The sequence below is a fragment of the Metasolibacillus fluoroglycofenilyticus genome (assembly GCF_003049645.1).
GTDB classification, from domain to species: Bacteria; Bacillota; Bacilli; order Bacillales_A; family Planococcaceae; genus Metasolibacillus; species Metasolibacillus fluoroglycofenilyticus.
This window is the reverse complement of sequence record NZ_PYWK01000003.1, coordinates 151,174-177,134: the sequence shown is the minus strand read 5'-3', so window position 1 is coordinate 177,134 and position 25,961 is coordinate 151,174. Positions and strand designations below refer to the sequence as shown.

Here is a 25,961-nt window from a genome sequence, read left to right as displayed (position 1 = left end):
AAACGGATGGAAAAGAAGTGCAGTTTACTGAAGTTAGGAAGTTATGCATTTGGAGCAATTTTTAAAGTTTTTACTTGTTGGTCTAGCAATTGCTATGCCTGTTGGTGCTATTACTGTCGAAATGACAAAACAAGGATTGAAAAATGGCTTTTTCCACGGCTGGGCAGTTGGCTTAGGCGGTATGACGATTGACTTAATGTTAATCGTAGCGCTCTATTTAGGCTTTGCGCAAGTATTGGCACTACCATATGTACAAATGCCATTATGGATTGTTGGCGCAGGGTTTTTATTTTTATTGGCCTATGATTCGATTAAAAATGCTGACCAAGATATTTCATTGGCAGGAGAAAAGGTCAATAAATCATTATGGAAAACGTATCGCAATGGCTTTCTCGTGGCGTTATCCCCAGGTAATTTAGTATTTTGGGTATCTGTTTTTGGTGTTGTACTAGCAGATTCTTATGCGGCAGATTCTAGTAGCTTTTTAATTGCGGCTATAGGAATATTGGTAGGTATTTTATTACACGATATTGGCCTACTATCAATCGTTGCCCTAACACGTAAGGTGATGAACCGTAAAATGATTCAATGGACGTCGATTATTGCAGGCGTATTGTTGTTTGGCTTTGCTTGTTATTTTTTATACCGCTTCTATGTGGATATTAGAGTTTATATTTAAGTAAAAGACATGTCTGAAAATTATTTTCAGACATGTCTTTTTGCGTAATTAATCGCGATTTCAACTGAAGGGGGAGAGTTTTATTTATTTTCAAAAATGTATGGCTCTACGATAGGGCCTGCTTTAATATATCCAGCGAAAACGGAATAGTTCCCGTCAGCTGTTAATCCTCCATTATAAATATAGCCTGAGTATGTTTTTCCATACCTAGTCTCAGTCACCCACATAGCAGATGTATGAGTTTTAGGTACTGTTCTTGTGACGTAAATTTCGTCCATTGCTTGAGCATTTACTAGCTCTGTATTTTCAGAGGCATAAACATTTGAGAAAGTTGCTGGCATTCCTAAAGTAAAAACTGCAATAACACTCATACATAGCATTTTAAATTTTTTCATTGAAATCTCCTCCATATCAATAGTTTGATTAGTATTTCCATAATTTAATACCTTTGTAATTAATATTTTCATAATAAACAGTTTCCGTCAACTTGAATTGCTATAATGTGAACTTTTCTACCTCTTTTCTTAGCTGATCAGCTATTATATTTAAGTTGCGAGCCCTTTCGGATACCGTTTCAATGCTTTTTAGTTGTTCTTGAGCAGAAGCGGAAACCTGTTCTGTGCCAGCAGATGTTTCAGCGGCAGAGGCAGAAATATTATGAATGACGCTAATGATTTGCTCCTTGCTTTGAGTCATTTCTGTTGAAAGATGTTGAACTTCATGAGCGACCTCAATTGTTTCGTCTAATGCAGCTTTAATCGTATTGAAAATATCGCTTGTATCCGTTGCAGCTTTCGCATTTTGCTCAACGACTTCAATACTTGTTTTAATTTCTTGTACAGCGCTTTTCGAAATAGCTTGAATTGCTGTAATTTTATTTTTAATATCCTCAGTTGCATTAGAGGTTTGTTCTGACAGCTTTCGAATTTCATCTGCAACAACCGCAAATCCCTTTCCTGCTTCACCGACACGAGCAGATTCAATTGATGCATTCAGTGCAAGTAAATTCGTTTGCGAGGCAATTTCTGTAATCGTATTGACTATACTTGAAATGTCTGACGATGTTTTATCCACCTCTTGGACGATAGCACTAACTTGCTGTGAGGAGTCTCGATTTTTTTCTGACCATATAGAAAGCTGCTGAACTGTGCCTACACCTTGGTTGCTTAAGTCATCGATATGCGCTGTCATTGTGGCAATTTTCTCTGTATGCTCAATCACACGATCAATATTACTTGAAAGTTGGTCTAATTGCTCTGCGCCCTTTTCAGTGTCATGTGCCTGCTCTTCTGTAGAGTTGGCAATTTCGTTAATCGCTAGGTTAATTTCATTGGTTGTTTGCATAGTGTCGTCTGCAATTTGTAAAAGTGCAGTCGATGATTCAACTAGCTCATTACTTGTACCTTGGATATTAACCGTTATATCTCTCAATGCCGAACGCATTGTTGAAATCCCCTTAGCCATATGTCCAATTTCATCTCTATAATTTGCTAGTCTATTTAACTCTGCATTTTCATAGAAATCTAAGTTAGCAGTTTGCTGTAAAGTGGCTTCGAGGTTTTTCAATGCTCGAACGATGCGGTCAATAATCCACCACATTAGCCCCCCAATAACTAAAAAGCTAACACTACCGATAATTATTTGAAAAATTAAAACTGTATCTACGATAGATTTGATTCCGCTTTCAGGAACAGCGATATCCATAACACCGTACAGTTCTCCATTTTTGTAAATGGGCTCCATAATATCATAAGTCCATATACCTTGAACTTCTGCATACCACCTTGTAAATTGCTTTACACCTTTAGTAGCACCGTTGATTGTATATTCGTCTTCATATATTTTTCCTAGTTTTTCAAGGTCACTATGCGCGACAGCTTGAACATTTTTATCAATAATAATTGCATACGTTACATTGTCCTGCTGTACTTTAGTATCTACAAATTTTTGTAATGCGGGAATAGGATCAGCTTCAGAATTTAGAATCGTTTCGGCTTGCTTAGCTATTTCAAAAACTTGTTCTTGTGCTTTCTCAATCAGTACTTCCTGACTCTTTGTGTTTACTATCCAGACGGCTAGGCTAGCATTGAGAACTGAGGAAACTAATAATAGGCCTAAAGTGAAAAAAAGTAGTCTTTTCTTAATGCTTTTCATGATAATATCCCCCTTTATATTTCAGTATTATAGAGGTTTGTCGACAAATAAAAGCATAGACAAACTTTGAAACTTAAAGTTAGTATCATGTAATAATAGGACATTGTCAATATAGATAGTGTCGAAAAAAAGAATATTATGTCTGAAAAGCAGTTCTTTTGATTTACTCATGTGTAAAGCTAGCGTTTAGATTATGTAAATATTCATATAGGTGAGGGGCTGTCCAAAAAGCCGAGCATAGCCGGCATTTTGGACAGGAGCGAGGATGTTTCACAAAATGTTGATTCATATAAATAGAGAACGCCTCTTTTAAAATGGGATGAACATTGACTTTAGCAGTGTACTCCTTCAGTAAAAGGGAAGCGATGAAAACATTGATTTCAATGCGGTGACAAAACAAAATGGACTTTTTGGACAACTCCTTTAACTTTTTTCAGCAATGTTTGCTGCGACGAGTAACCGTAGGAGCAGATGTTTTTTGTATCGATAGCGTGGTGGTGAATGTCGCAGACTGGGCAGAAAGGCTTGCGAGATGCAGGTCGATTAACCGTTGTCACAGAACATGTTGGTTTTAGGTTAAATTCCAACAAACAGCTCAAAAAAATCTGGTCTAAAGTTAGCCGAGGTATCATTGATATTATTTATCTCGCAATAATCAGTGGGGGATAAGGAAAACCTCCACTGATTGAAGCTTCACTTTATTGCTTTCCTTTAGCCCTAGCCTAATAAATAAAACCCCGATTAAAAGGAAAGTGAAATTTTCATTTAAGCCAATTAGTAAAAAGATAATACTAATCAATAAATAAGCAGAGACATACTGTTGCTATAATTAATTTTCTTCATAGGCGTTGGCATTTTTACTATTGGAATAAAAATAAGCACTCGTCATCAAATAAATCACAATAGAAAGCCCTACAATAAGGTAAAAAGCTTTCATATTGAGCGAATGAATATAGAGTAGATAAATAACAATAAATAATGGCATGACGGCAAATCTTATAAAAGGGTTAGACCATCCTTTTCGTATAAAGACAGCGCCCATTCTAAATGGTAAAAATAAAAGACCAAAAAGAAATACCCCGATTATATTTTGTAGCCATTTCATTTTCAGCACTCCTTTCGTTTGGGTAATAACATCAACAGAACTTAGCTTCGTGTCTAAGGCATTTTCTAATAGCTTTAATGAGATGGTGTCAGGTATACTTTTTTCTAATTCCCATTTAGAAATTGTTTGCCTTGTGACAAATACTTTGTCTGCTAATTGTTGTTGTGTTAGCTGTAATTCCGTTCGTCTGAAGCGAATTTTTTCTCCTAGCTTCATGTTGTACCTCCTTTTTGTACGTTTTCATCGTATATTTCCATATCCTAAAAATACAGCAACAGCAAGCGTTGCGCACGCAACGGAAACAAAAAACATAGAAAAAAGGAACTGTCTGCGGTTATTTCAAGACACTTCCTTTATTATTACTCCCAATATATTTTTATAAAAAATGCCACAAAATATTTGATGCGAGTAGCGTATATAGTTTGATTTTTTAACAAATATTTAATATAGAAATTGAAATATTAAATACCCATTAAAAAAATGTTCTTGCGGTTATTCGTCACAGGGGGGCTGTCTAAAAAGAGGGTTTTGTCTAGAAATCGCATGTTAAGGGGGATTTTTGCTTCTTCTCTTTCATTTTGGAGAAGCACCGCTAAACCCTGTGTTTCTAGCATTTTCAAAGAAAGCTCTCTCTATTTTAAAGGAGCAAACATTTTACCAAAACATCATCACCAACGTCCAAAATGCCGGCTATGCACGGCTTTTTGGACGCCCCTCCCTAATATAATTAGTTATTATTTTAAAATAAATGTAGCGATTTTTTCTACAAGCCCTTCAGTTAATGGCAATGTAGGGTTTGCATATGTTGCAAGATTACTTTCGCGGTCAGCTGGTGCATCCTTTAATACGTGGTTCATCGTTTCAAAATAGAGAACCTCTGCATCGGATTTTGCTGTGTGTAAACGCTCTGCGTCTACTTTTGTTATTTGTAAATCGTTATTTCCTTGAATAATTAATGTCGGCACTTTTAATTCAGCTAGTTTAGCTGCTGGGTCGTATTTTAACCAAGAAATTAAATATGGCTGTACAGATGGGCGGAATAAAGCATATAAATCCTCTGGCACATTATCTACCGTTTCACCTTTTTTCAATTGCTCCAAAATAGTTGAAGCCGTTTCTAATAATGGCTCTGGCAATTGTGCAGCTAGCTGTTCAAACAAAATTTCGTCAATTGGTCGACCAGCGCCGGCAATTGATGTCAGCGATTCAACTGTGGCTGTATGCGCAGCGATAATGCCAACTAATGAACCTTCACTATGACCAATTAAATGGACCGATGAGAAACGAGGGTCTTGTTGAACAAATTCAATAATTTGCTCGACATCCTGTGAGTAATTTGTAAAGCGTAAATCGCCCTCATCTTTAAGTAATTCCATATTATCTCCAACACCGCGTTTATCAAAGCGAATAGATGCGATGCCTTGCTGTGCTAAACCTTCAGCTAGCATTTTTAAGCTGTTGTTTTCACCTATAACGGTGTTGCCGTCCTTAGTTGTTGGACCAGAGCCTGCAATAATAACGGCTACAGGCACTTGTGCAGTCGCATTTTTAGGCATTTCTAATGCAACTTTTAATCGTCCATTTTCAACAGGGACTGCTAGTTCCTCGTATGTGACAGCAGGCGGCTCATAAGGCGTTAAAATAAGAGGGAAGGTCATTCCGTTTTGTGAAAAATTCGCTGTAATGCGGTCTTCTTCGATTTTCCCTTCAATGGTCATAGTCGTTCCTGCAATATCGACAACCGCCTGTAATTGCTCTTTATTAGTTGTGAGTGAGCTAACGGGATAGTTTGTTAAACCTTGAGCTGGTACAGAAAAATATGCTTTTCCATCTGCATCAATTTGTAAAATAACCGATAGTGGGCTTTGTGGAATATCAATTTTCCCTGCCCATTGACCGATTGGCAATATGCTTTCCTCCATTTCATTTAATGCTAATATTCTTTCTAAAAACAGAGCGAATTGTCCACGTGTTAACGGCTCGTTTAAGAGAAACTGATTGGAAGTGGTCGTAATATTATTGCTGCTTAATGCCTGTACATACGGATAGCTCCAATGGGATTTCGGAACATCTGAAAAAGATGTTGTTTCGGTTGCTTGTAAATCAAATGCTTGTACTAAAATTTTTGCAATTTGCCCACGAGTAATAGGTGCGTTTGGATTGAAGTTACCATCAGGTTGTCCATCAATTAAGCCAGCCTTATAAGCATTTTGGATTGTTTCATAATAAGAATGCTTCTCTGATACATCAGTAAATTCTTTTCCTTCTCTAATTGAAGGAAGCTCAATTAAGCGCTCTAATACCACTAATACATGCTGGCGCGTAATAGTTTCTTGAGGTCGAAATGTGTTGTCAGAAAAACCTGTAATAGCGCCTTTATCATGCAGTAGATTGATAGCGCTCGCATAAGGGCTTGAAGGTACAATGTCACTAAAGTTTGGCTGCTCGGCATACGTCATTGTCGGTAGGACAATAGCGGGTGTAATAGCTGTTGCTGCAATGATTGCTGCAAAATGTTTTTTCTTCATTTCATTCCTACTCCTCTCTATACTTCTATTTTTATGATAAAGGGTTTTCTCTTATGTGAAAAGCAATAGCCATTCATTATTGGAAGATAGGGTCGATATTAATGAAAATAACAAGGAGTTTCTATTATAAGTTTAATAGTAAGTAGAAATGGGAAGAGTTAGATGTAAAGGAAGTCTAGGCACAATTTTGCCATAGTTCACAATGTATAGAAGCTTTTCTACAGGGTTATACTTGAAGTAGTTTCTGTAGCCATGCTATGGTTTTAATGTAGGGTAAAAAAATAAAATGAGGTGTTATTATGACAAAGCGTTTAATGCACGTATTGTTAGCAGGAGGGTTAGCGGTATTTGGTCTTGCAGCATGTGGGGGAGATAAGGCGAAGGAAGAGCCATCTACATCTACAAATGAGCCAGCAGGAGATACTGTAGCAGCTGGAGAAAGTATTGCTAAATCAAAATGTATTGGCTGTCATGGTGGCGATTTAACAGGTGGAATGGGTCCAAATTTACACGGTCTCGCATTGTCTAAAGAAGAAATTGTGGATATTTTAAAAAATGGTAAAGGCGCAATGCCTGCTAATACAGCGCAAGGCGACGAAGAAGCTGTAGCGGATTATATTTTAACATTGAAATAATAAAACGGCAGAACCTTGAAATTGCGGTTCAAGAAAAACCGAACTATGTTACGAAATACTAATTTCTTTAGTCTTTCAGTCATAGTTCGGTTTTTTTAATTCTTCAATTTTAAGAAATACACTTGAATACATTATTTCTATATTCTTTGCACTTTCTTTATTATTATATAAACTAAATTTAGAGGTATATTGTTCTCCGTTAGGTAGTTTTAAATAAAGTATAGCATATGCTTGTGTTTCTACTTCTTTTGCATCCTTGTAGCTTAGTTCACGCGATATAAATGGAAAATAGGACTTTTTAGATTTGATAAATAAAAAAGGAATTTCTGCTTTTTCGTAAATATCAGCATATTGGGGCTCAGACGCTTCTTCCAAATTTTCTTCAGTAATAAAAATAGCATCATATGATGAAATTCTATTTTTTTGTGTTAGTTGTTCAATTTCAATTTCATCAAAAATAATATTTTTTTCTTGGACATCTGGTGCATTCCCGACGATACCTATTTTTAATGTTTCCCCGCTATAAATTTGGTTTTCATCGTAAGAACATCCCGCAATAACTAAAAATGATATTCCAAATATAAAAATTAAAAGCTGTTTCATAAAACACCTCCCACCCTAACCTATTATCCCGTTTATGTAAAAAAAATCAATTTATATAACGGCTTTAAAAAGTTCCTTTTTGTAGTTAATTTAGGGCTCGTCACTTGAGAGCGCATCAAATTGTGGGGTGACTGTTTTTATTATTTTGAAAAATATGCGAAAGGAAGGCTTAGATGAAACGAATTTTAATGGAACTTCAGTAGAAGAGCCTCTGGCAAACTTTAAAAATTAGGATGTGAGTTTGCTAGAGGCCTAATGGATTACTCTCCGTATGTTAGCGCAAAATTAACCATTGCGGCAATGCCGTATTGGATGGCTTCGTTCTCGAATTCTACTTTATGATTATGCAGTGCGCGGCGTGTATTTTCGTTATCGCTGCCTGTGCCCATTCTGAACATGAAGCCTGGTACTTGCTCTAAAATATAAGAAAAATCCTCGCCTCCCATTGATGGGGCAGGCATATGTACGACCTGCTTCTCGCCTAACAGCTCTGTCGTAACTTGTTCAAACAATTGCAATAACGATGCATCTGATAGAAGTGCAGGGCAGCCATGTTCATAATGTAGGGACGCATTACCACGCATGCTTTCAGCAGTATGTTGAATAATGCGTTCAATAATGGCTGGCATTTGTTCTCTGATGGCTGGGTTTGTTGTACGAACTGTGCCTTTCATTATAACGCTTTCTGGAATAATATTGTGAGCCTCACCACCTTGAATATGCCCAATTGTAACAACAGCTTGCTCTGTTGGTGGGATTTCCCTTGCTACAATTGTTTGTAAGGATGTAAGTACATGACCTGCAATCAAAATAGGGTCAACTGATTTGTGTGGATGTGCAGCATGGCCACCTGTACCTCTAATTGTGATGGTAATATTATCACAGGCAGCGAGCATTGCTCCATAACGAATGCCAATCTCCCCTACTGATAAGTCTGGAGAAGTATGAAGCGCTATGGCTGCGTCAACTTTTGGATTTTCTAATACACCTGCTTGTAGCATCTCTTTTGCTCCGCTCATAATTTCCTCAGCAGGTTGGAACAGTAGCTTAATATTCGCCTTCAGTAAATGCTGATTATCGATAAGCATTTTCGCTGTTCCAAGTAATACAGATGTATGTAAATCATGTCCGCAGGCATGCATAATACCTGAGTGTATAGATTTATAAGGTAAGTTTGTTTCCTCGGAAATAGGTAGAGCATCCATATCTGCCCGTAGCGCTAAAGTTTTTGTTGCATTGGGTGCCTCAATAAAGCCCACAACCCCAGTGCCACTTTCTGCAATTGTATATGGAATACCCCATTTTAATAAATAGCTAGCAACTAGCTTCGTCGTCTCAAATTCCTTATTACTTAATTCAGGATGCTGATGAAGATGTTGACGAACCGAAATCATCTCTTCTGAAATTGTAGATGCTTTTGTGAATAATGACATCGCTTATACCTCGCTTCATAGATTTTGACAAGAATATTATCAGAAGTATAAGAATACTTCAAATTTCCTTGTTGCACGTATTTAGATTTTAACTCCTTTCAGTGGGTGTCCAAACACCGGCTGGCAAAGAGGAGTCTAGTCTAGGCACATCGCATCTTGCGATGTTAGCCCAAGTCTCCGACGGATGTTGCAGATTAGTTAGCCAACGTGTAATTAATAAAAGAATACTGCAATAAAAAATAGCTGTCTGAAAAGACATGTAATAGCGATAGTACATGCTTTTAGACAGCTTTTAATTATAATAATTCTTTGCGTAATTGTGCAGCGGATTTTGGTGATAATAAGCCAAACGGAATGTCGAAAACAGTTTTTGCTCCTTTGTCACCAGCTTTATTTAAGCGGTAGGCTGCACGTGCATATGCAACGATAACACTTGATGTAAAGTTTGGGTTGCTTTCAAGCTTCAAAGAAAACTCTAAAATTTGTTTGTCATTTGCACCGCTTTCTCCACTGCGAATAACAAATCCACCATGTGGCATCCCCGTATGATTCGATTTGAAGTCCTCTTCCGAAATAAAATGAACTGTTGTGTCATATTCATCAAAATAGTTTGGCATTGTGACAATTTCTTGTTCTATTTTTGCAGCATCAGCCCCTTGTTCTAATACGACCCAGCATTCACGGGCATGCTTTTCACGTGTCGTTAGCTCGGGATTTTCCCCATTACGTACACGCTCCACTGCATCTTTGATTGGCAATGTATATTGTGCAGCATATTTCACGCCCTTAATGCGGCGCACAGCATCTGAATGGCCTTGACTTAAGCCATCTCCCCAAAAAGTATATGTGGACCCTACAGGTAAAACTGCCTCCCCGATTAAACGATTTAATGAAAATAAACCCGGATCCCAGCCAACAGAAATAATGCCTATTTTTTCGGATTTTTGTGCAACAGCATCTACAGCATCAAAAAACTGTGGAATTTTTGCATGTGTATCGTAGCTGTCCACGATATTAAACCATTGTGCAAAATATGGGCTTTGCTCGGGTAAATCCGTCGCAGAACCGCCGCATAAAATCATGACATCAATGTCATCCTTATATTCTTTCGCCTCATCTATTAAACATACTTTCGCATTGCTAGCAATCTTCACTGTTGCTGGATCGCGACGTGTAAAAACAGCCACCAGCTCCATATCAAAATTTTGAGATATTGCGTGCTCTACACCGCGACCTAAATTTCCGTAACCTACTATACCAACTCGAATAACAGTCATTTAATATCCTCCTATGTCTGTGTATTTACTAGCAATGAACAAGAAAAACCCGTACTAGCCAAGTAAATGTAAGCTTCCAATCATTAACGATGTATACCCTTAATGATTGAAGTTTCACTTTATTATCATACGCTCTGATTTAAAGATTCACAATAGTTCGATTATATTTCGATATTTTTATAAGTCTTAAGTAGCGATTTGCCCAATTAGTAGGTAAGTTCACCCAAAAAATGAATGGATTCGCCCGAATACTCACCTATTTTACCCGCAAAAATCAGCACCCTAATCAAATCGATAAGCGTGTACGACATGTCCATTGCGTCCCGAAGTTGTTTCTGCCTGTGATAAAGAGTTTAAAATAGCTTCTTCAGTCGCTTCTGCTGCTGCGGCAAATAAATGATTCATCACAGGGTGATCTTCACGTAGCTGGGTGCGTGTTTCAAATAACTCATCTGTTTTGTGTGCAATAGTTCGGGCTGTTGTAAAGCCAATAACAATATCTCCACTGCCATGTGAAAAATGGCTGCCTGTTCTGCCAAGACCGATACCGCAGCGTTTAATAACACGTAGCAATTGTCTGCTACTCAACGGTGCATTTGTTGCTAAAACGATGATAATTGAGCCATCTGTTGAGGCAACAGTATTGGCAGCCTGCTGTTGTTTAGGTATGTAATGCGTAGCTAAAAAATCATCCTTGCTCCCAAAATTGCTTAGTACTAAACAGCCGACTGTATATTGTGTTGCCTCGTTCGCTGTGATGATGCGTGATGCTGAACCTATACCACCTTTATAGCCGAAACAAACCATGCCTTTGCCAGCTCCAACAGCCCCTTCGGCAGCAGTGTCTGTCGAAGCGTTGTGAATAGCTTCGATTGCGTGCTTCGGTGTAACAGCACAATGACGAATTGAGTTTAAATGACTATCATTGCATTCGCCAACTACGATATTAATTGTGCCAGTCGTTTTGCCAATAGCTTCATTTGCCTCAAGCATATATTGTAGCGCCCCTTGCGTTACAGCAGGGACGCTCAATGTATTTGTTAACATAATAGGCGACTCTAATACACCAAGTTCATTTACTTGTACAAGTCCCGTTGTTTTTCCAAAGCCATTTAGAACATAGCTTGCTGCTGTTACTTTTTGTTCAAACAGGTTATCAGAATGGGGCAGGATAGCCGTCACACCTGTACAAGCATAATCTCCTTGCTCATTTAAAGGATAATCCAGCGTAATATGTCCAACTTGGACACCATCTACATCTGTAATGCAGTTTTTATCGCCTGTTCGTAATTTTCCAACAATAATACCATGTTCACGCAATTTTTTGCCCATCTCAATGCCCCCTAAATTTTAAACTGATAATAGACTACTATGTTACACATATTTTACAGCATTCAGTTGAAATTGGACGTATCTTTTTGTGTGCTAGGTATAAAGATGAATTTCACGTCAATAATGAAATGTAACACCTAAACTAAAAGGCTCTTTTTCTCTAAATAAAACTAAAATTAAATTTATGCTAATAATGCTTTGGATATCATAGTTATGCACGTTATAATAATGAATAGATAGAGGTGAAATCAGGTCTATTTATTATACAAATATTAGATTTCCGATAAATGGGTAATTAACATATTGGAAGTGGAATAAATTTTTGAATCATGAATACGTTAAGTAATACTAAAATCATAAGTGTCATAGCTACCGAGGAAATACGATAGCTGAAAAAAACTTAAAAACAAAAGGGGAGGTCGCTGCTACTAGACAAGCCACCTATAATTGCATATAGGGCTTTGTCCATATTTTGAGTAGTAGAATGCTCGTGTGGGATTTTTTTAAAAGTCATGGCTTTAAACGCTTTATGATTTTAATAGGTATTGGGGTGGCATTGTATTTAATGCGCAGTATGATTAACCTCATTTTGTTTACGTTTATTATTACATATTTAATGAATCGATTAAGCACAAAGCTAACAAGTGTAATAAAAAAATATGTGCCGATAAAAGAGGCGGTTATTACTATTATTATTTACTTGCTATTTGTAGCAGGGGTTGTTGGTGTTGTTTATAAATATTTACCGATGGTGTCACAGCAACTGACACAGCTTTTCAACTTAATTATGAATTTCAATATTAATCCAAATGAAAATGAAATCACAAAATATTTAGCACCGACAATTGAGAAAATTGAGCTTGACCAATATTTGGAACAAGGTGTTAATTTTATCGTAGAAAATATCACGAATATTGGGAAGCTACTTTTACAAGTGTTAATTGCAGCAATTTTAAGCTTATTTATTATGCTAGATAAAAATCGCATTATTGAATTTACGATGAAGTTTAAAAATAGTAAAATTGCTCCTTTATATGATGAGCTACAGTACTTCTCTAAAGTGTTCATTCGTTCTTTTGGTAAAGTTATTGAGGCGCAGTTTATCATTGCATCGGTAAACTGTATATTATCTGTTATCGTTTTATATTTTATGGGCTTCCCGCATTTAATTGCGTTAGGAATGATGATTTTCGTACTTGGCTTAATTCCAGTAGCAGGTGTAATTATATCTCTAATTCCTTTAACGATTATTGCTTACAGTATTGGTGGCTTCATGTACATTGTCTATATTCTGATTATTGTTACAGTATTGCATGCTATAGAAGCCTACTTCCTAAATCCAAAGTTAATGTCGGCAAAAACAGATTTACCGATATTCTATACGTTTATGGTCATTTTATTTTCCGAGCATTTCTTTGGTGTATGGGGGTTAATTATCGGTATTCCACTATTTATGTTCCTGTTAGATGTGCTTGAAGTGACATCCTCAAAAAATCAGGAGGCTGTCGAAAAAGACTGAGTTAGCGTTTAACAAAACACAAATGAAATGGGGCTGTCCAAAATGCCGTGCATAGCCGGCATTTTGGACAGTAGCGATGATGTTTCACAAAATGTTGATTCATATAAATAGAGAGCGCCTCTTTTAAAAATGGGATGAACATTGGCTTTAGCAGTGTTTCCCTTCAGTAAAAGGGAAGCGATGAAAACCTTTATTTCAATGCAGTGTCAAAACAAAGTGGACTACTCCCCTTTATAAAAAACTATGACATAACATGTTCTCTTCCATTTTCAACGTAAGATTCTAGAATAATGCGCCCATCTTTTTTGTAATAAAAATAAGTTTTATGGTCACTTTTTAACTTTATACTAACCATGAAATTTTTACTTCCTTGTAAATTAGAAATAAACGCTTCACTGGAAATAATATCATCCTGCTCTATTTTTTCTTCTGTTATCAAATATTCCACAACATCATCTTCTAAACTCTTTTTTTGAAGGCTTACGAACAAAAATATACTCCCTATTAAAATCAATAAAAAAATCCCGAATTTTCTCATACAAATCTCCTTCAATAACAGCAATTAAAAAGTGTGTTGCTCGTTTTCAAATTTTTTAGGCAAATAGTTTATAAAAAGCTACCGCTAGCGTCCCAAATATCGGCAACCGCACATCATTTGGGACGCCCATTCTACATAATTTGTTCATACGCTTGAAGTATGAATTGCTTATCGAAAGTATTTTTAAATTCTTTTACCCCATCCATCGCGTACAATATGTCACGCTTGGCATTTTCGTGGTCCCCTTCTTCTAAATAGCATAGCGCACGGACAGCATAGGAGCGGTAGAAAATACCTAAATCTGCTGGATGTTGGTGATTTTCAGGGATATACAAATTTTCGAGTAGCTTTTTTGCCTGCGCGAATTGTTGCAACTGTAAATGCGCATAGGCATATTCTCCATTGACAAACATTTTAGCGTCTGCATAAGCTTCCTCAGGTATATCAAAATAATCAATGGCAATCGCTAAAGCTTTTTCATAATCTTGCTCGATTTGATTCGTATAAACGAGCGTTAAAATTTGTGTCGCGATAGCATCGGAGGAATCCTCTAGTGCCGCGGAATAAGCTTTCATTTTCATTAAATAATCATGGCTTTTTTGAGCATCGCCATTGGAGCAATGCAAATAAAATGAAAAGCGATAAAAGTCATTTAAGCGATATAATATTTTTTTCTCTTTCGCTAGTTTTAAAGCGAGTTCTAAATACTCGAATGTTTTTTGGTCATTATATAAAGCAGCATAAACGACAGTAAAATTATAGTAAAAATCAAGCTTACTAAGGTCGTCGATTAAATAATTGTAGCGCTCTAGATATTTTTCCCCTTCTAATAAATAGTCTAACGCTTGCTCGTAGTGATGCATATTAAATCTAATAGCACATAAAAGACTGAAGCAATTGAGCATTTTCGAGTAGGCATGAACATTTTCATACATTTTTGTTAAAGGTGAAAATGGCTCAATAGAAAGGTCAATTTTTAAACGATAGCGTACTCTTAAATAGATTTCTAATAACCGTACTTCCTCATAATGATTTCCCTTCAAGCTCTCGGATTGTATGAATGGCTCAATGAGCTGCAAAAGCTCTTGTCCTTTTATCGTATACTGCTCTTTATTAAATTCCTTTTTTTGCTGCATGAATAGTTGCTCAGCCCGCATGAAAGTATCATGTATTTTTTGGTTATCCTCTGATTGCATGAGTTCAGCAACATCTATCTGAAGCTGGCTGGCGATATAATGTAAGCTCTCCATCGAAGGCTGAGCTTTGCCGTTTTCAATTAAACTGAGCATGCCTTTTGTTAGACGATCTCCTGCTACTTGCGCTAAAGTCATTTTTCGTTCTTTGCGCAGCTCTTTTATTTTTGCACCTATATTCAACATAAGGTCACCTCACTACGTAAGATTATAGCAAATATTATAATGAAAAGGTATTTAATTTAATTAAATTAAACAAATTTGGGTTGATTCGAAGTGTTATAATCGAATAATTTTAAATTTAATTAAACTTATTGTTGAAATTTTAAAAATAATGTTTTAAAATAAGTTTAATCAAATTAAACAAAAGGCGTGATAAAAATGGATGAAAAGTTAAAGTACAAAAAATCAACGTATCATTTGTACACATTCCTTGTGAGTAAAATGATTGGCTCACTTGGTTCTAATGTATATGCATTTGGAATTAGTATGTACATTCTTTCTTTAACGGGTTCTTCTTTGAGCTTCGCAACAAATATTTTATTAAACATTTTGCCAAGAACAATTATTTCCCCTATCGCGGGTCTAATAGGGGACCGCGTACCACGCAAATGGCTTGTAATTGGTGGGCAGGCAGGGGTAGTTTTAACGGTAAGTATTGCACTTTTATACACGTGGATGGTCGATTTATCTTTGACAGTTATTTATTTGGCAACATTTTTTAATAGTGTTTTTAGTTCGTTTTCGGGCGTGGCATTTTCAGCATCTATTGCAAACCTAGTTGATGAAGAACGTCTACAAAAGGCGATGAGCTTTAACCAGTTATCGTACTCTGTTTCAGGTATTGGTGGACCGATATTTGGTGGTATGTTATTTGGTTTTGCATCAATGGAAATGTTTTTACTTATTTTTATTATTGCACAGGCAATTGCCTTGTTATTAGAATCAACAATGAATTTCACACTGCATAAAAAATCTGTGACGCAATCTGAACAGACACAAAAAGAAACAATGCTACAAAGCTTTAAGGCTGGATTTGTTTATTTAAAGCAGAAGCCAGTTGTGCGTGCGATTTTATGGACAGCATTGTGGTTAAATTTATTTTTCACATGTATAAGTGTTGGAATCGGTTTTGTCTTGTTAACAAATTTAAAATTGCAGCCGCAATTAATTGGTATCATCGAGGCGGGAGCCGCAATTGGCATGCTTGTTGCATCGATTTATTTAGCCACTCGTAGCAATTTAAAATTCCCAATGGTTGTTGTCAAACGTTCAACACTATTAATGGCAATTTCAGTTATTATGACAGCAGTACCATTGTTATTTAGCTGGTCCAACACAATAAACTTTATATACTATATAGCATTGATGTTTATCTCTGGTGGGCTTGGTGTTGTGACAAACACGCCAGTAGGGGTGATATTGCAAACATCAGTAGACGAGGAATATAAGGGGCGTGTATTTGGCATTGTGGAAATGATGGCAATGAGCATGATGCCAATCGGAACATTAATATACGGTATTTTATACGATATGCTTCCGGCACAATATATTTTGATTGTAAGTGGGCTGATTTTAGTGCTAATCGTTTTATTATTGCTGCGCCGTTCGGTAATTGAAATGGCACACCCAGAGTTGAAGAATAAAAAGAAATTGAATATTTTAGAGGAAGTAGAAGGGTGAGTAAATGCCCTTCTTTTTTCTTTGGAAATACTTGTATAAAAAGAAGGGTTGAATTATAATATAGAGAACGTATATTCTGTTTGGGGGTTAGTTATGAATCATCAGCAGTTAAAAGAACGAGCGCTATGCATTGCAAAACCACCAAAGAATTTTCAATTAATGTTTGAAGAGGTTGATGCACAGCTAAGTGATGGTACGGTCATAACTTTTCAAGATTAGGGAGGGGCTATTATGCAGCGTTGCGGCTGGGTAAAATTAGACGAGCCATTGTATCTAGAATATCACGATAATGAATGGGGCAAGCCTGTTTACGATGACCAAAAGCTTTTTGAGATGATTTGCTTAGAAGGGGCACAGGCGGGATTAAGCTGGTGGACGATTTTACAAAAACGCGAAGGCTATCGTGAAGCGTTTGACGGATTTGATGCCGAAAAAATTGTTCGATATACAGATGAGAAATTAGCTGAATTAAAGGAAGATACACGTATTGTACGCAATCGACTGAAAATCGCTAGCGTTGTTACAAATGCACAAGCCTACTTACGCATGCAACAACAGTATGGTTCTTTCTCAAATTACATTTGGCAATTTGTTAATCACGAGCCACTCATTAATCATTGGTCAACGATAAGTGAAGTACCTATAACAACAGCGATGAGCGATAAAATGAGCAAGCAATTAAAAAAGGACGGCTTTAAATTTGTTGGTAGCACGATTTGCTATTCTTTTATGCAGGCAGTAGGCATGGTGAATGACCATGTACAAGATTGCTTTTGCTATGAAGGAGGAAACAAATGAATAATTTGTATGAACAAGCATTAAATGATTATATATCAGCTACGAATACACATGATTTTACAAATGTTCAACGAATGCTTCATCCAAATGTCGTTTATTGGTTCACAGATAAAAAATGTACAACAATGACTGAAATACAGCATTATTTTGAAAATGCTTGGGAAGCAATTAAAGAAGAAATATATGAAGCAAGGGATGTTCAATGGCTCATAACAAATCAAGATACAGCCACTTGCTTATATACTTACTGCTATTCCGGTTATTACAATGGGAAGTTTGTTTCAGGGCAAGGGAGAGCAACAAATATTTTTGTGAAAAATAAGAAAAATGAATGGAAGCTAATACATGAGCATTTAAGTAGTGGGCTATAAATAAAGCGCTTGAAATCAAAGTGAAAACAACGATTTCGGGCGCTTCTATTATTAACATTGCATTCAAAAAGACCTTGCTTATGAGTGAAACATTACTTTATTCTCTAACATTTGTATCATATATTATAATTCATAGGTTTAGGGGGCTACGTCATGCTATTGAAGCAACTGAAACAGAATTTCTTAATTATAAATGCAACCGTTTACTTTGATGAGCAGCAATATTTGCGTGAACAAACTAATAATCCTGCTAGAGTTCAGGCATTTATACAGCAAGCAGAGGTACTGCTACAGCAGATAGATAACGAGGAGGAGCAGTACTATTTATTAGGCTCGCTTGGTTATTGTTATCGCATTTTAAATCAAGCTAATAAGGCAATATTTTATTTAGAACAATGCCTAAAAAAAGTAGAGGCAAATCCTGCTCGAAACATGGTTACACTTATTCGATTAGGGGAGGCATATAAATATAACAATCAGCATAAGAAAGCATTAAAATTATTTGAAGATGCACAGGCAATTCAGAGAGCGCACAATATTGAAAATTATGAGGATTTTATTTATCAACACAAGGCAAAATGTTTAATGGAGCTGGGAGACAATGCTCAAGCAAAGGAGCTTTTGAAATTGGCTTTAGCTATTAGAAAGGATAAAGGCATTGACTCGTTAATTATATCTACTGAAAAAGCCCTACAGCTATTAAAGGAGGAATAAAATGCTACAACGATTGAAAAAAGGGGATGCTATTGGAATTTTTACACCCTCATATCCAGCGACTGTAACAGCAAAAGCGCGTTATGAGAGGGCAAAGGAATTTTTAATCTCAAAAGATTTTCGCATTGTTGAGGGAAATTTAACTGGAAAAGCAGATAGTTATCGCTCGGGAGCACCGAAAGAGCGGGCGAATGAGCTGAATGAATTAATATATAATCCAGATGTTAAGATGATTATGTCAACGATTGGTGGTACAAATTCAAATAGTATATTGCCATATATTGATTATGAAGCATTTAGGAAAAACCCTAAATACGTTGTCGGTTATTCAGATACAACAGCTATATTGCTCGCGCTTTATGCTAAAACAGGGATTTCAACATATTATGGTCCGGCTGTAATACCTTCTTTTGGTGAATTCGAGCCATTAGTAAATGATACATATCGTTATTTTGAAAATTATTTTACCGAGGAAATGCCGTTACCTTATGAGGTACCAATGCCTGCTTTTTGGTCTGATGAGCCTGTTAACTGGCTTGAGAAAACAACTGAAAAAATGCTATTTGCGAATGAATGGATAACAGGGCAATCAGGCACAGCAGAGGGGCGCTTAATAGGGGGCAATAATAATGCAATGTACGGCTTTATTGGGTCAGCGTATTTCCCGCAAATTCAACACGGAGATATTTTACTCATTGAGGATTGCATGAAGGATGCATCTGTAGTAGAAAAAAATTTCGCGATGTTGAAATTGCATGGTGTTTTTGAGCGAGTTGGGGGCATTATTTTAGGTAAGCACGAGCGTTTTGATGATTTAGGGACGGGCAAAACACCGCTTATGCTTTTATTAGAGCAGCTAGATGGAAAAAAGATGCCGATACTTGCTGATTTCGATTGCTGTCATACGCACCCGATGCACCCGCTAGCAATAGGCAAAAAGATACGGCTTGATGCAACGGCAAAAAAAGTATTTTGTATTGAAGCGTGGTTGTAGAGCTACCAAGCGTGAGGGGCCGTCTCAAAAATTGAGCTTTTCTTCAGTGTAGTGAAAAATCAGTTTTGTGCTCATTTAAAATTAAAAGAAAGCTGCCAAATTTAGTGTTTATCCCATTTTCAATGGAACCTTTTTTCTTTTATCCCCCTGATAAAACATCATCAAAAGCGCCCCAAAAGCTGGCAATGCACTGCTTTGGGGCGCTTTTTAACATCTATAGTCGAGGGTCTACCGCGTCACTTTCTAGTGCTAATGTAGCTAGTACACATTCATGTATGCGTGCCATGCTTTCTTTTTGGACGAAGCGCTCGATGCCCTCTAAGCCTAGAGCGAATTCTTGCAAGGCATGTTTCATTTTCTTGCTTGGATTGCGCTTTTTTAGTTGGGTTAGCTGGTGCGGGTCTGTATAGTCCATTCCATAAATAATGCGCAAATATTCACGCCCCCGCACTTTAATTGCTGGTTGAATAAGTTTCCCTTTGCTTTTAGGGATAAAGGCTAGTGGCTTAATGACGATTCCTTCGTGACCGACTGCCGTCATTTCCTCCCACCATTCAATCACTTTTTGCTCATCCTGCTCGTTCTCAATGACTTTATACTCTGTTGGAATAAAGATAGTTGAATTTTGAGCAAGCCAATGATTCATTTCCATATGCCATGTATGTGGCTGATGGAAGCACGTTCCGTTGCTATGTGCAAGTATATGGAATGGAGCAACTTGAATGCTTGATAAATCATCTACAGACCAACAATAATTTTGATAAACTGCATCGAAACGTACGGCGTTGCGGAGTAGCTCCTTATATTGCTTTTGCCAATCAGCGACATCGACAAGTGTTGTTTGTAGCTTTGTAGCTAGCTTTTGGCGGTCCATTAAAGCATGTTCTGCAACGTGTGCATACTGTTTATCGATAAGCGACTGAGCCTTTAAGTTCCAAGGTAATATTTCCGCATCTAATAAAACGAAATCTGTTCCCATTTTTTCGAAATAGTTTTTGGCAACTAATTCTGCGTGTAACTTTTGCACGATGATAGCGTGAGCTTCTGGTGCGAAAAAGGCTCGCCCAGTGCGTGTTGTAATAATGCCAAGCGTCTCGCTATCGACCCATTCTTTTGCAATTTGCTCATCTTTGAAAAGTAAAAATACAGCGCGACTTCCCATATGCTTTTTCTCCGCAATAAGCTGCGTCAAGCCATGCTTTTTATAATAGGCAAAAGCCTCTAAAGGATGCTCTAAATAATCTTCATGCTGTGATGTTTGTGGTGTTGGGCTCATCGTTGGCGGAATATAAACAAGCTGCTCCATTGGTACAGTGTAGTGTGAAATGGTGTCGATTGCGGCTTTCGCATAGCCGTCGCCAATCCAAACATTTTCGCCATGTGTCGTAGCAACCTCAAAGCCGTTTAAGAAAGCATAAATATTTGGTGCTTGGAAATGCTTTTCTGCTGCTTCTAATAAAGGGTTTTGTTGCTCACCTGCATAATTCTCGTAGGCATCCACTGCCTCGAAGGTACCTTCAGGATAGCGCAGTGCTGTGAGCTGTCCACCGAAGACGACACCTTGGTCGATATTAATTGTATTGTTAATTTTTAAGGGCTTTAGCTTTGGCTCGTGCCCCCAAATAATTAATTCAGATGTTTGGTGATTAGTGTACCAATCTGCACGAATCGGTCGTCCTGTGTCACTTGTTCCAATAACATCGCCGTAACGGCAAAAATCGCGAATGCGCGGTGAGTTTTTTCCAATATAATGGTCTTTGATACCAGCGTGTGTAACGATAGCTTTACCAATTCCATTTTCCAAAATAATATAATGAGAAGGTGCATGCAATAGCATTTTAGCAAGGCGTTCTTTTAATTGCGCTGTGTCATTCGCACCGTGCTGTTGCTCGAAGTGCTGCATTTCTTGCTCAACCATTTCATCTCCATGTGCTAACTGTACGCTTTTTCCATCTAGCCAGCGCGCAATTTTCCAGCCGTGATTACTATCTGTCATATAGCTTAGCCCTGACTCAATTTGCTTCAGCCAAAATTGCATTGTTGCGAGTGATTTTGGACCGCGGCTCATAATATCGCCGACGGAAATCAGCTTACGTCCCTCTGGATGCTTATAAAGGCCGTTTTCCTCGATATAACCTAGCTTTTTGATAAGAGCCATCATTTCATCATAACAGCCGTGAATATCTCCAATAATATCAACCCCTGCGCCAAGCTCAATGTGTAAATCTGAGGGGTGGCGAATTACCTCGACTTGCTCCTCTGGTCGAATTGTATAAAGCTTTGTGAAGGGCTCCTTTTTTAGCAAGCGCTTTTCATCCTTTAGTTTGCGAACTTGTTGTTTAATGCGTGCTGCTCCTCTAGGTCGCTGGCGCTCCTTATCACGTGCTAATAATTGTTCTAGTGGTACGTCAAAGAGTAAACCGTAAATGGCTATATGCTGTCTTTTGGCAATAGTAAAATATATTTCACGCTCCTTGGCGTTCAAATGTGTCGCATCCACAAATGTTAAGCGATTCAGTTTTGCTCTCGCAATAATAATCTGCTCCATTATATGAAATGTTTCTGCTGAAATGGCTGCATATTGCTCGTATAATAAATCGGCTTCTTGCTTCGAAGCCCCTTGAAAATTGATAAAATCAATGTCTGCGACCGTCATTCGATAATCGTCTGAGCTAACGATTTCGCTTAGTGCAATGCTATTATTGGCAACAAGATTTTGCAAAAATGTTGATTTTCCACTATTAGATGGACCAATACATAGCACAATGGCTGCATGTGGTAAATGAAGCTGCATTACAGTCCCTCCGTTCGTTTAAAAATGCACATTTGTGTTGGTGTACCGTGCGCTGTGTGTTGTTCGCCAATGCCGTAAAAGGTAGCTGAATAAGGAGTATTCTGTGCCATTGCAGCACACCAGCTTTCAAATTGTTGACGCGTCCATTCGAAGCGGTGATCTTCATGACGCATCTCCTCTAGCTTATATACTTTATTGTAATCCGCATTCGGAGTAGTAATAATTAATGCTTTTGGCGCATATTGCTGCAGTAGCATTGATATAACTTTTGGTAAGCGTTCCTCATTAATATGCTCAATCACCTCGCATAAAATTAGAATATCCTTGTGGGCTAAAGTATAGTCATGATAGAATAATGAGCCCCATTGAATGCGTGGCATTATAACTGTGTCAAGCTCCTCAAAGCGCTTTGTTGCTTTTCGAATGGCAGCCTCGCTTGGCTCTACTGCAATGAGCTCTTGAATTGTTGATAGCTCACTTAGTAGGGCTGTTAATTTCCCTTCACCAGCCCCAAAATCGACAACAGATTGATGCGGTAGTTTTTTGACTTGCTCGACAATTGCCTCATAGCGCTGTGTACTGAGTAAAGGCTTTGCTGTAGAAGTAGGCTGTGCATTAATTAGATGACGGAAGCGTAATGCTTTTTTATAAATAAAATCTTTCTCGGGATGCTGCTCTAGCCAGCCCTCACCATAACGCTCCAATCGTTCGCGCTCCGCCTCATCAATAAAATAATGCTTATAATCATCCATTACGGGAATAAGGACAAAAAGTTGTTGCAATGCCTGCTGCAAAGTAGTTAATGCACTAATTTTAATAAAGCGCGCTCGTTGCGCGGCTGAAATTGCCTCTATTTCAACACTGAAACCAAGTGGTGTAAACAACTGCTGAATTTCTTCGTTTGTGAGCTCCGTAGCTATAGGACCAAATTCAAAGGTGAAAGGGAAAGCCTGTTCAGCGAATGCTACGTACTGCTCCTGTGGTTTACCATTTAGCGCAGTGCCGAGCATTTTGCGAATAAGCGATAAAAAAATACTGCTCGCCGCAAAGCTGCGGTCATTAATATAATGTGTAATATCGTATGCACGTTCATGTCCAACGAGCGCGAGCGGGTCAGGGGTCACAAAAATGGTAGCCTCTACCTCATGCGCTGTTAGCTTATGATAAACGAAGCGTACAGCATGTCCTTTTTCATGTCTTTCATGTAAATTATTTGGATTTTTAGCGAATAAATAAGAAATTTCTTTCGCATATGGGGTTTCGCAATAAATAGTTAATTGCATACAGCCACATCCTTTCTACTTTTAACTATAATGAAAAAACAATCCTTTAGCTAGAAAGTTTCGCGTTTCCAAGTTTTATGAAAAGGTATATATTTATTATAGGAAAGGAGAGGTTTTGATGAAACACAATCCATTACAGCGTTTTGGAGAGATTGTTGGGGGCAAAAAAGGAAGATGGGCATTACTTGGAATATGGCTTGCTCTATTAATTGCTTTAACGATGACATTACCACAAGTAAATAGTGTCGAAAACTTCGCTGGTGATGAATTGCCTACTGATATGATGTCAATCGAAGCAAAGCAAATTATGAAGGAGCAATTTGCATCAGATGCTGGTGTGCCACTATTAATGGTGTGGTATGAGGAAGCGGGCTTAGAACTAGCAGATATAGCCAACATCCAAGCGCTATATGCAAAATTAGAGACTGGGCCATTAGAGGGGCAGGAGGCTTTACCACCTTTTGCGAAATTGCCTCCTGAGGCGATGCTAGGAGCTCTATCAGAAAACGGACGCTCACTTGTAACACCAGTCTTTTTTGCAACAGATACGAATTCAAAAAGCTTTAAAAAGAGCTTAGAACAAATAACAGCTTATACAACAGAGGTAATGAATGAAAATCCATATGACAAAAGCTTAGATGAAGGTGGCTTACTTGCTCGTTTTTCGGGTCCGGTCGCCATTTCAGTAGATGCAGCTTCACTTTTTGGATCAGCAGACATACAGTTAATGATTGCAACAGTTATTTTAATTTTAGCAATTTTATTGGCGATTTATCGCTCACCAATTTTAGCGTTTATTCCAATTATTGTAGTAAGTATCGCGTTTTTAGTCATTAGTCCATTGCTTGGTTATATGTCGGAAAATGGATGGATTCATAAAGATGCACAGGCAATTTCAATTATGATTGTGTTATTGTTTGGTGCAGGTACAGATTATTGCTTGTTTTTAATTACGAAATATCGCGATAAATTATTAATGGAAAGTAATAAATTTATAGCGATTGCTGAAGCTGTACGTGATTCAGCGGGTGCTATTTTTATGAGTGGCTTTACTGTTGTAATTGGCTTAGCGACACTTGCGTTAGCTGATTACGGTGCTTTTCAGCGTTTTGCTGTGCCATTTAGCTTTGGTGTGCTTTTAACGATGATTGCGGTATTGACTCTATTACCTGCGCTCCTTTCTGTATTAGGTCGCAAAGCGTTCTGGCCCTTTGTTCCACGGACAGTTGAAGAAGAACAGCTGCTTGCACAGAAAAAGGGGAAGGAATATAAGCCTCGTCAAGAAAGTCATGCTAAAATGCGCAAAATTGGTTTATTTGTTACACGTAAGCCTTGGCTTGTCGTTATAACAGCAGGTATCTTTTTACTGGCATTAGCCTTTACTTCAACAAAAATTCAATATAATTATGATTTACTTTCTTCTTTCCCAGAGGATATACAGTCACGTGAAGGTTTTGCATTGATTGAGGATAATTTTTCGGCAGGTGAATTAGCGCCTGTGCAAATTATTATTGATACACAAGGAAAGTCTGTGGATATTGGAGAGCAGCTTCGTAACTTACCGTATGTAGCAACCGTTCAGGAGCCGCGTGTAGGTAGTGAGAATACAAATATTATATTGTATGAGGTAGATTTGAATAAAGACCCATATTCAAACGAGGCTATGGAAGATGTTGAACAAATGAAGCAGGAAGTAGCAACTATTATAGATAATAAGTTTTGGATTGGTGGCGAAACGAGCGAGCAACTAGATACAAAGAAAGTGCAAAAGGATGATGAAAAGCTCATCCAGCCTGTGATGATTGCTATTATTTTAGCTGTACTTCTTTTATATTTACGTGCAGTTATTACGGCGATCCAATTAATGCTGACAGTACTCGTATCATTTTTTGCAGCCCTTGGTTTAGGCTGGCTTATTATTCATTATGGTTTAGGACACGAGGCGATAGCGAGTGCTATTCCGTTGTATTCGTTTGTATTTATTATTGCATTAGGCAATGACTACAACATTTTTATGATTTCGGATATTTGGAAAAATAGGCATCAAGGGATGGATTATAAGCAAGCGATTACGGAGGGGGTAGCGTCTACTGGTGCAGTCATTACGTCGGCAGGTTTAATTTTGGCAGGTACATTTGCCGTGTTAGCCTCATTACCAATTCAGCTATTAGTACAATTTGGTATCGTTACGGCTGTAGGTGTTTTATTAGATACGTTTATTGTTCGTCCGTTGCTCGTACCAGCTCTTATTACTCTATTTGGGAAATGGTCTTACTGGCCAAGTCGCTTGGGGAAAAAACATAATTAAGCGAATCCATTTAAAGTTGT

At 37.7% G+C, this 25,961-nt stretch carries 22 protein-coding genes; 10 read left to right on the top strand and 12 right to left on the bottom strand.

The window, feature by feature from the left end:
* Positions 1-49 precede the first annotated feature (49 nt).
* On the top strand, positions 50-679 hold the full coding sequence (locus tag C9J36_RS13135; protein WP_107943404.1) for a LysE family transporter: 630 nt from the start codon (positions 50-52) through the stop codon (positions 677-679).
* Between the two features lie 80 nt (positions 680-759).
* Here C9J36_RS13135 and C9J36_RS13130 read toward each other — a convergent pair whose 3' ends face one another.
* The 4 genes from C9J36_RS13130 to C9J36_RS13115 all read right to left on the bottom strand — a co-directional run bounded on the left by C9J36_RS13130 (position 760) and on the right by C9J36_RS13115 (position 6,466).
* Positions 760-1,074, bottom strand: coding sequence for a hypothetical protein (locus C9J36_RS13130; RefSeq protein ID WP_153061606.1), 315 nt, complete (start codon positions 1,072-1,074; stop codon positions 760-762).
* Between the two features lie 100 nt (positions 1,075-1,174).
* Positions 1,175-2,833 carry a methyl-accepting chemotaxis protein gene (locus C9J36_RS13125; protein WP_107943402.1) on the bottom strand — a complete coding sequence of 553 codons (1,659 nt, stop codon included), beginning with the start codon at positions 2,831-2,833 and terminating at the stop codon, positions 1,175-1,177.
* Between the two features lie 829 nt (positions 2,834-3,662).
* Positions 3,663-4,154 (bottom strand): helix-turn-helix transcriptional regulator, encoded by a 492-nt coding sequence (locus C9J36_RS13120; protein WP_066169379.1) that lies wholly within the window; start codon positions 4,152-4,154, stop codon positions 3,663-3,665.
* Between the two features lie 518 nt (positions 4,155-4,672).
* Positions 4,673-6,466, bottom strand: coding sequence for a S9 family peptidase (locus C9J36_RS13115; RefSeq protein ID WP_107943401.1), 1,794 nt, complete (start codon positions 6,464-6,466; stop codon positions 4,673-4,675).
* Between the two features lie 299 nt (positions 6,467-6,765).
* On the opposite strand from C9J36_RS13115, the gene C9J36_RS13110 reads away from it, so the two are divergent.
* The gene (locus C9J36_RS13110) at positions 6,766-7,101 is read left to right on the top strand and encodes a c-type cytochrome (RefSeq protein ID WP_066169377.1); all 336 of its coding nucleotides are present in this window, start codon (positions 6,766-6,768) and stop codon (positions 7,099-7,101) included.
* A 75-nt stretch (positions 7,102-7,176) separates the two neighbouring features.
* On the opposite strand, the gene C9J36_RS13105 is transcribed toward C9J36_RS13110, so the two are convergent.
* From C9J36_RS13105 to C9J36_RS13090, 4 genes are all read right to left on the bottom strand, one after another.
* Positions 7,177-7,704, bottom strand: a complete 528-nt coding sequence (locus C9J36_RS13105) for a hypothetical protein (RefSeq protein ID WP_107943400.1) — start codon at positions 7,702-7,704, stop codon at positions 7,177-7,179.
* 260 nt (positions 7,705-7,964) lie between these two features.
* Entirely contained in the window at positions 7,965-9,137 is a 1,173-nt protein-coding gene (locus C9J36_RS13100; protein ID WP_107943399.1) for a M20 metallopeptidase family protein, read from the bottom strand.
* Positions 9,138-9,433: 296 nt separating this feature from the next.
* Positions 9,434-10,414, bottom strand: coding sequence for a diaminopimelate dehydrogenase (locus C9J36_RS13095; RefSeq protein WP_107943398.1), 981 nt, complete (start codon positions 10,412-10,414; stop codon positions 9,434-9,436).
* Positions 10,415-10,696: 282 nt separating this feature from the next.
* Positions 10,697-11,746 (bottom strand): DmpA family aminopeptidase, encoded by a 1,050-nt coding sequence (locus tag C9J36_RS13090; RefSeq protein WP_107943397.1) that lies wholly within the window; start codon positions 11,744-11,746, stop codon positions 10,697-10,699.
* Between the two features lie 484 nt (positions 11,747-12,230).
* Here C9J36_RS13090 and C9J36_RS13085 point away from each other — a divergent pair, with 484 nt between their 5' ends.
* Complete coding sequence (locus tag C9J36_RS13085; protein WP_066169369.1) at positions 12,231-13,265, top strand: AI-2E family transporter; 1,035 nt, start codon at positions 12,231-12,233, stop codon at positions 13,263-13,265.
* A 241-nt stretch (positions 13,266-13,506) separates the two neighbouring features.
* Here C9J36_RS13085 and C9J36_RS13080 read toward each other — a convergent pair whose 3' ends face one another.
* Together C9J36_RS13080 and C9J36_RS13075 are read right to left on the bottom strand one after the other, a co-directional pair.
* Entirely contained in the window at positions 13,507-13,803 is a 297-nt protein-coding gene (locus tag C9J36_RS13080) for a hypothetical protein (protein WP_107943396.1), read from the bottom strand.
* A gap of 131 nt (positions 13,804-13,934) precedes the next feature.
* A complete protein-coding gene (locus C9J36_RS13075) occupies positions 13,935-15,182 on the bottom strand; it encodes a helix-turn-helix domain-containing protein (RefSeq protein ID WP_066169366.1) in 1,248 nt (415 codons plus the stop codon).
* A 195-nt stretch (positions 15,183-15,377) separates the two neighbouring features.
* On the opposite strand from C9J36_RS13075, the gene C9J36_RS13070 reads away from it, so the two are divergent.
* The 6 genes from C9J36_RS13070 (at position 15,378) to C9J36_RS13050 (ending at position 19,556) form a co-directional block, all read left to right on the top strand.
* Positions 15,378-16,679, top strand: a complete 1,302-nt coding sequence (locus C9J36_RS13070) for an MFS transporter (protein ID WP_107943395.1) — start codon at positions 15,378-15,380, stop codon at positions 16,677-16,679.
* A 93-nt stretch (positions 16,680-16,772) separates the two neighbouring features.
* Positions 16,773-16,898, top strand: a complete 126-nt coding sequence (locus C9J36_RS17615; RefSeq protein WP_268807885.1) for a hypothetical protein — start codon at positions 16,773-16,775, stop codon at positions 16,896-16,898.
* A 12-nt stretch (positions 16,899-16,910) separates the two neighbouring features.
* Positions 16,911-17,477: a DNA-3-methyladenine glycosylase I gene (locus C9J36_RS13065; protein WP_107943394.1), complete on the top strand. Its 567-nt coding sequence runs from the start codon at positions 16,911-16,913 to the stop codon at positions 17,475-17,477.
* On the top strand, positions 17,474-17,848 hold the full coding sequence (locus tag C9J36_RS13060) for a YybH family protein (protein WP_107943393.1): 375 nt from the start codon (positions 17,474-17,476) through the stop codon (positions 17,846-17,848). Before C9J36_RS13065 ends, C9J36_RS13060 begins: the two co-directional genes overlap by 4 nt.
* Before the next feature lie 153 nt (positions 17,849-18,001).
* Positions 18,002-18,562: a tetratricopeptide repeat protein gene (locus tag C9J36_RS13055; RefSeq protein WP_107943392.1), complete on the top strand. Its 561-nt coding sequence runs from the start codon at positions 18,002-18,004 to the stop codon at positions 18,560-18,562.
* A 1-nt stretch (position 18,563) separates the two neighbouring features.
* Positions 18,564-19,556: a S66 family peptidase gene (locus C9J36_RS13050; protein WP_107943391.1), complete on the top strand. Its 993-nt coding sequence runs from the start codon at positions 18,564-18,566 to the stop codon at positions 19,554-19,556.
* 214 nt (positions 19,557-19,770) lie between these two features.
* On the opposite strand, the gene C9J36_RS13045 is transcribed toward C9J36_RS13050, so the two are convergent.
* Together C9J36_RS13045 and C9J36_RS13040 are read right to left on the bottom strand one after the other, a co-directional pair.
* A complete protein-coding gene (locus tag C9J36_RS13045) occupies positions 19,771-22,350 on the bottom strand; it encodes an AAA family ATPase (RefSeq protein ID WP_107943390.1) in 2,580 nt (859 codons plus the stop codon).
* Positions 22,350-23,633 carry a methyltransferase domain-containing protein gene (locus C9J36_RS13040; protein WP_107943389.1) on the bottom strand — a complete coding sequence of 428 codons (1,284 nt, stop codon included), beginning with the start codon at positions 23,631-23,633 and terminating at the stop codon, positions 22,350-22,352. Before C9J36_RS13040 ends, C9J36_RS13045 begins: the two co-directional genes overlap by 1 nt.
* Positions 23,634-23,751: 118 nt before the next feature.
* On the opposite strand from C9J36_RS13040, the gene C9J36_RS13035 reads away from it, so the two are divergent.
* On the top strand, positions 23,752-25,941 hold the full coding sequence (locus C9J36_RS13035; protein WP_107943388.1) for an MMPL family transporter: 2,190 nt from the start codon (positions 23,752-23,754) through the stop codon (positions 25,939-25,941).
* Positions 25,942-25,961: the final 20 nt, after the last annotated feature.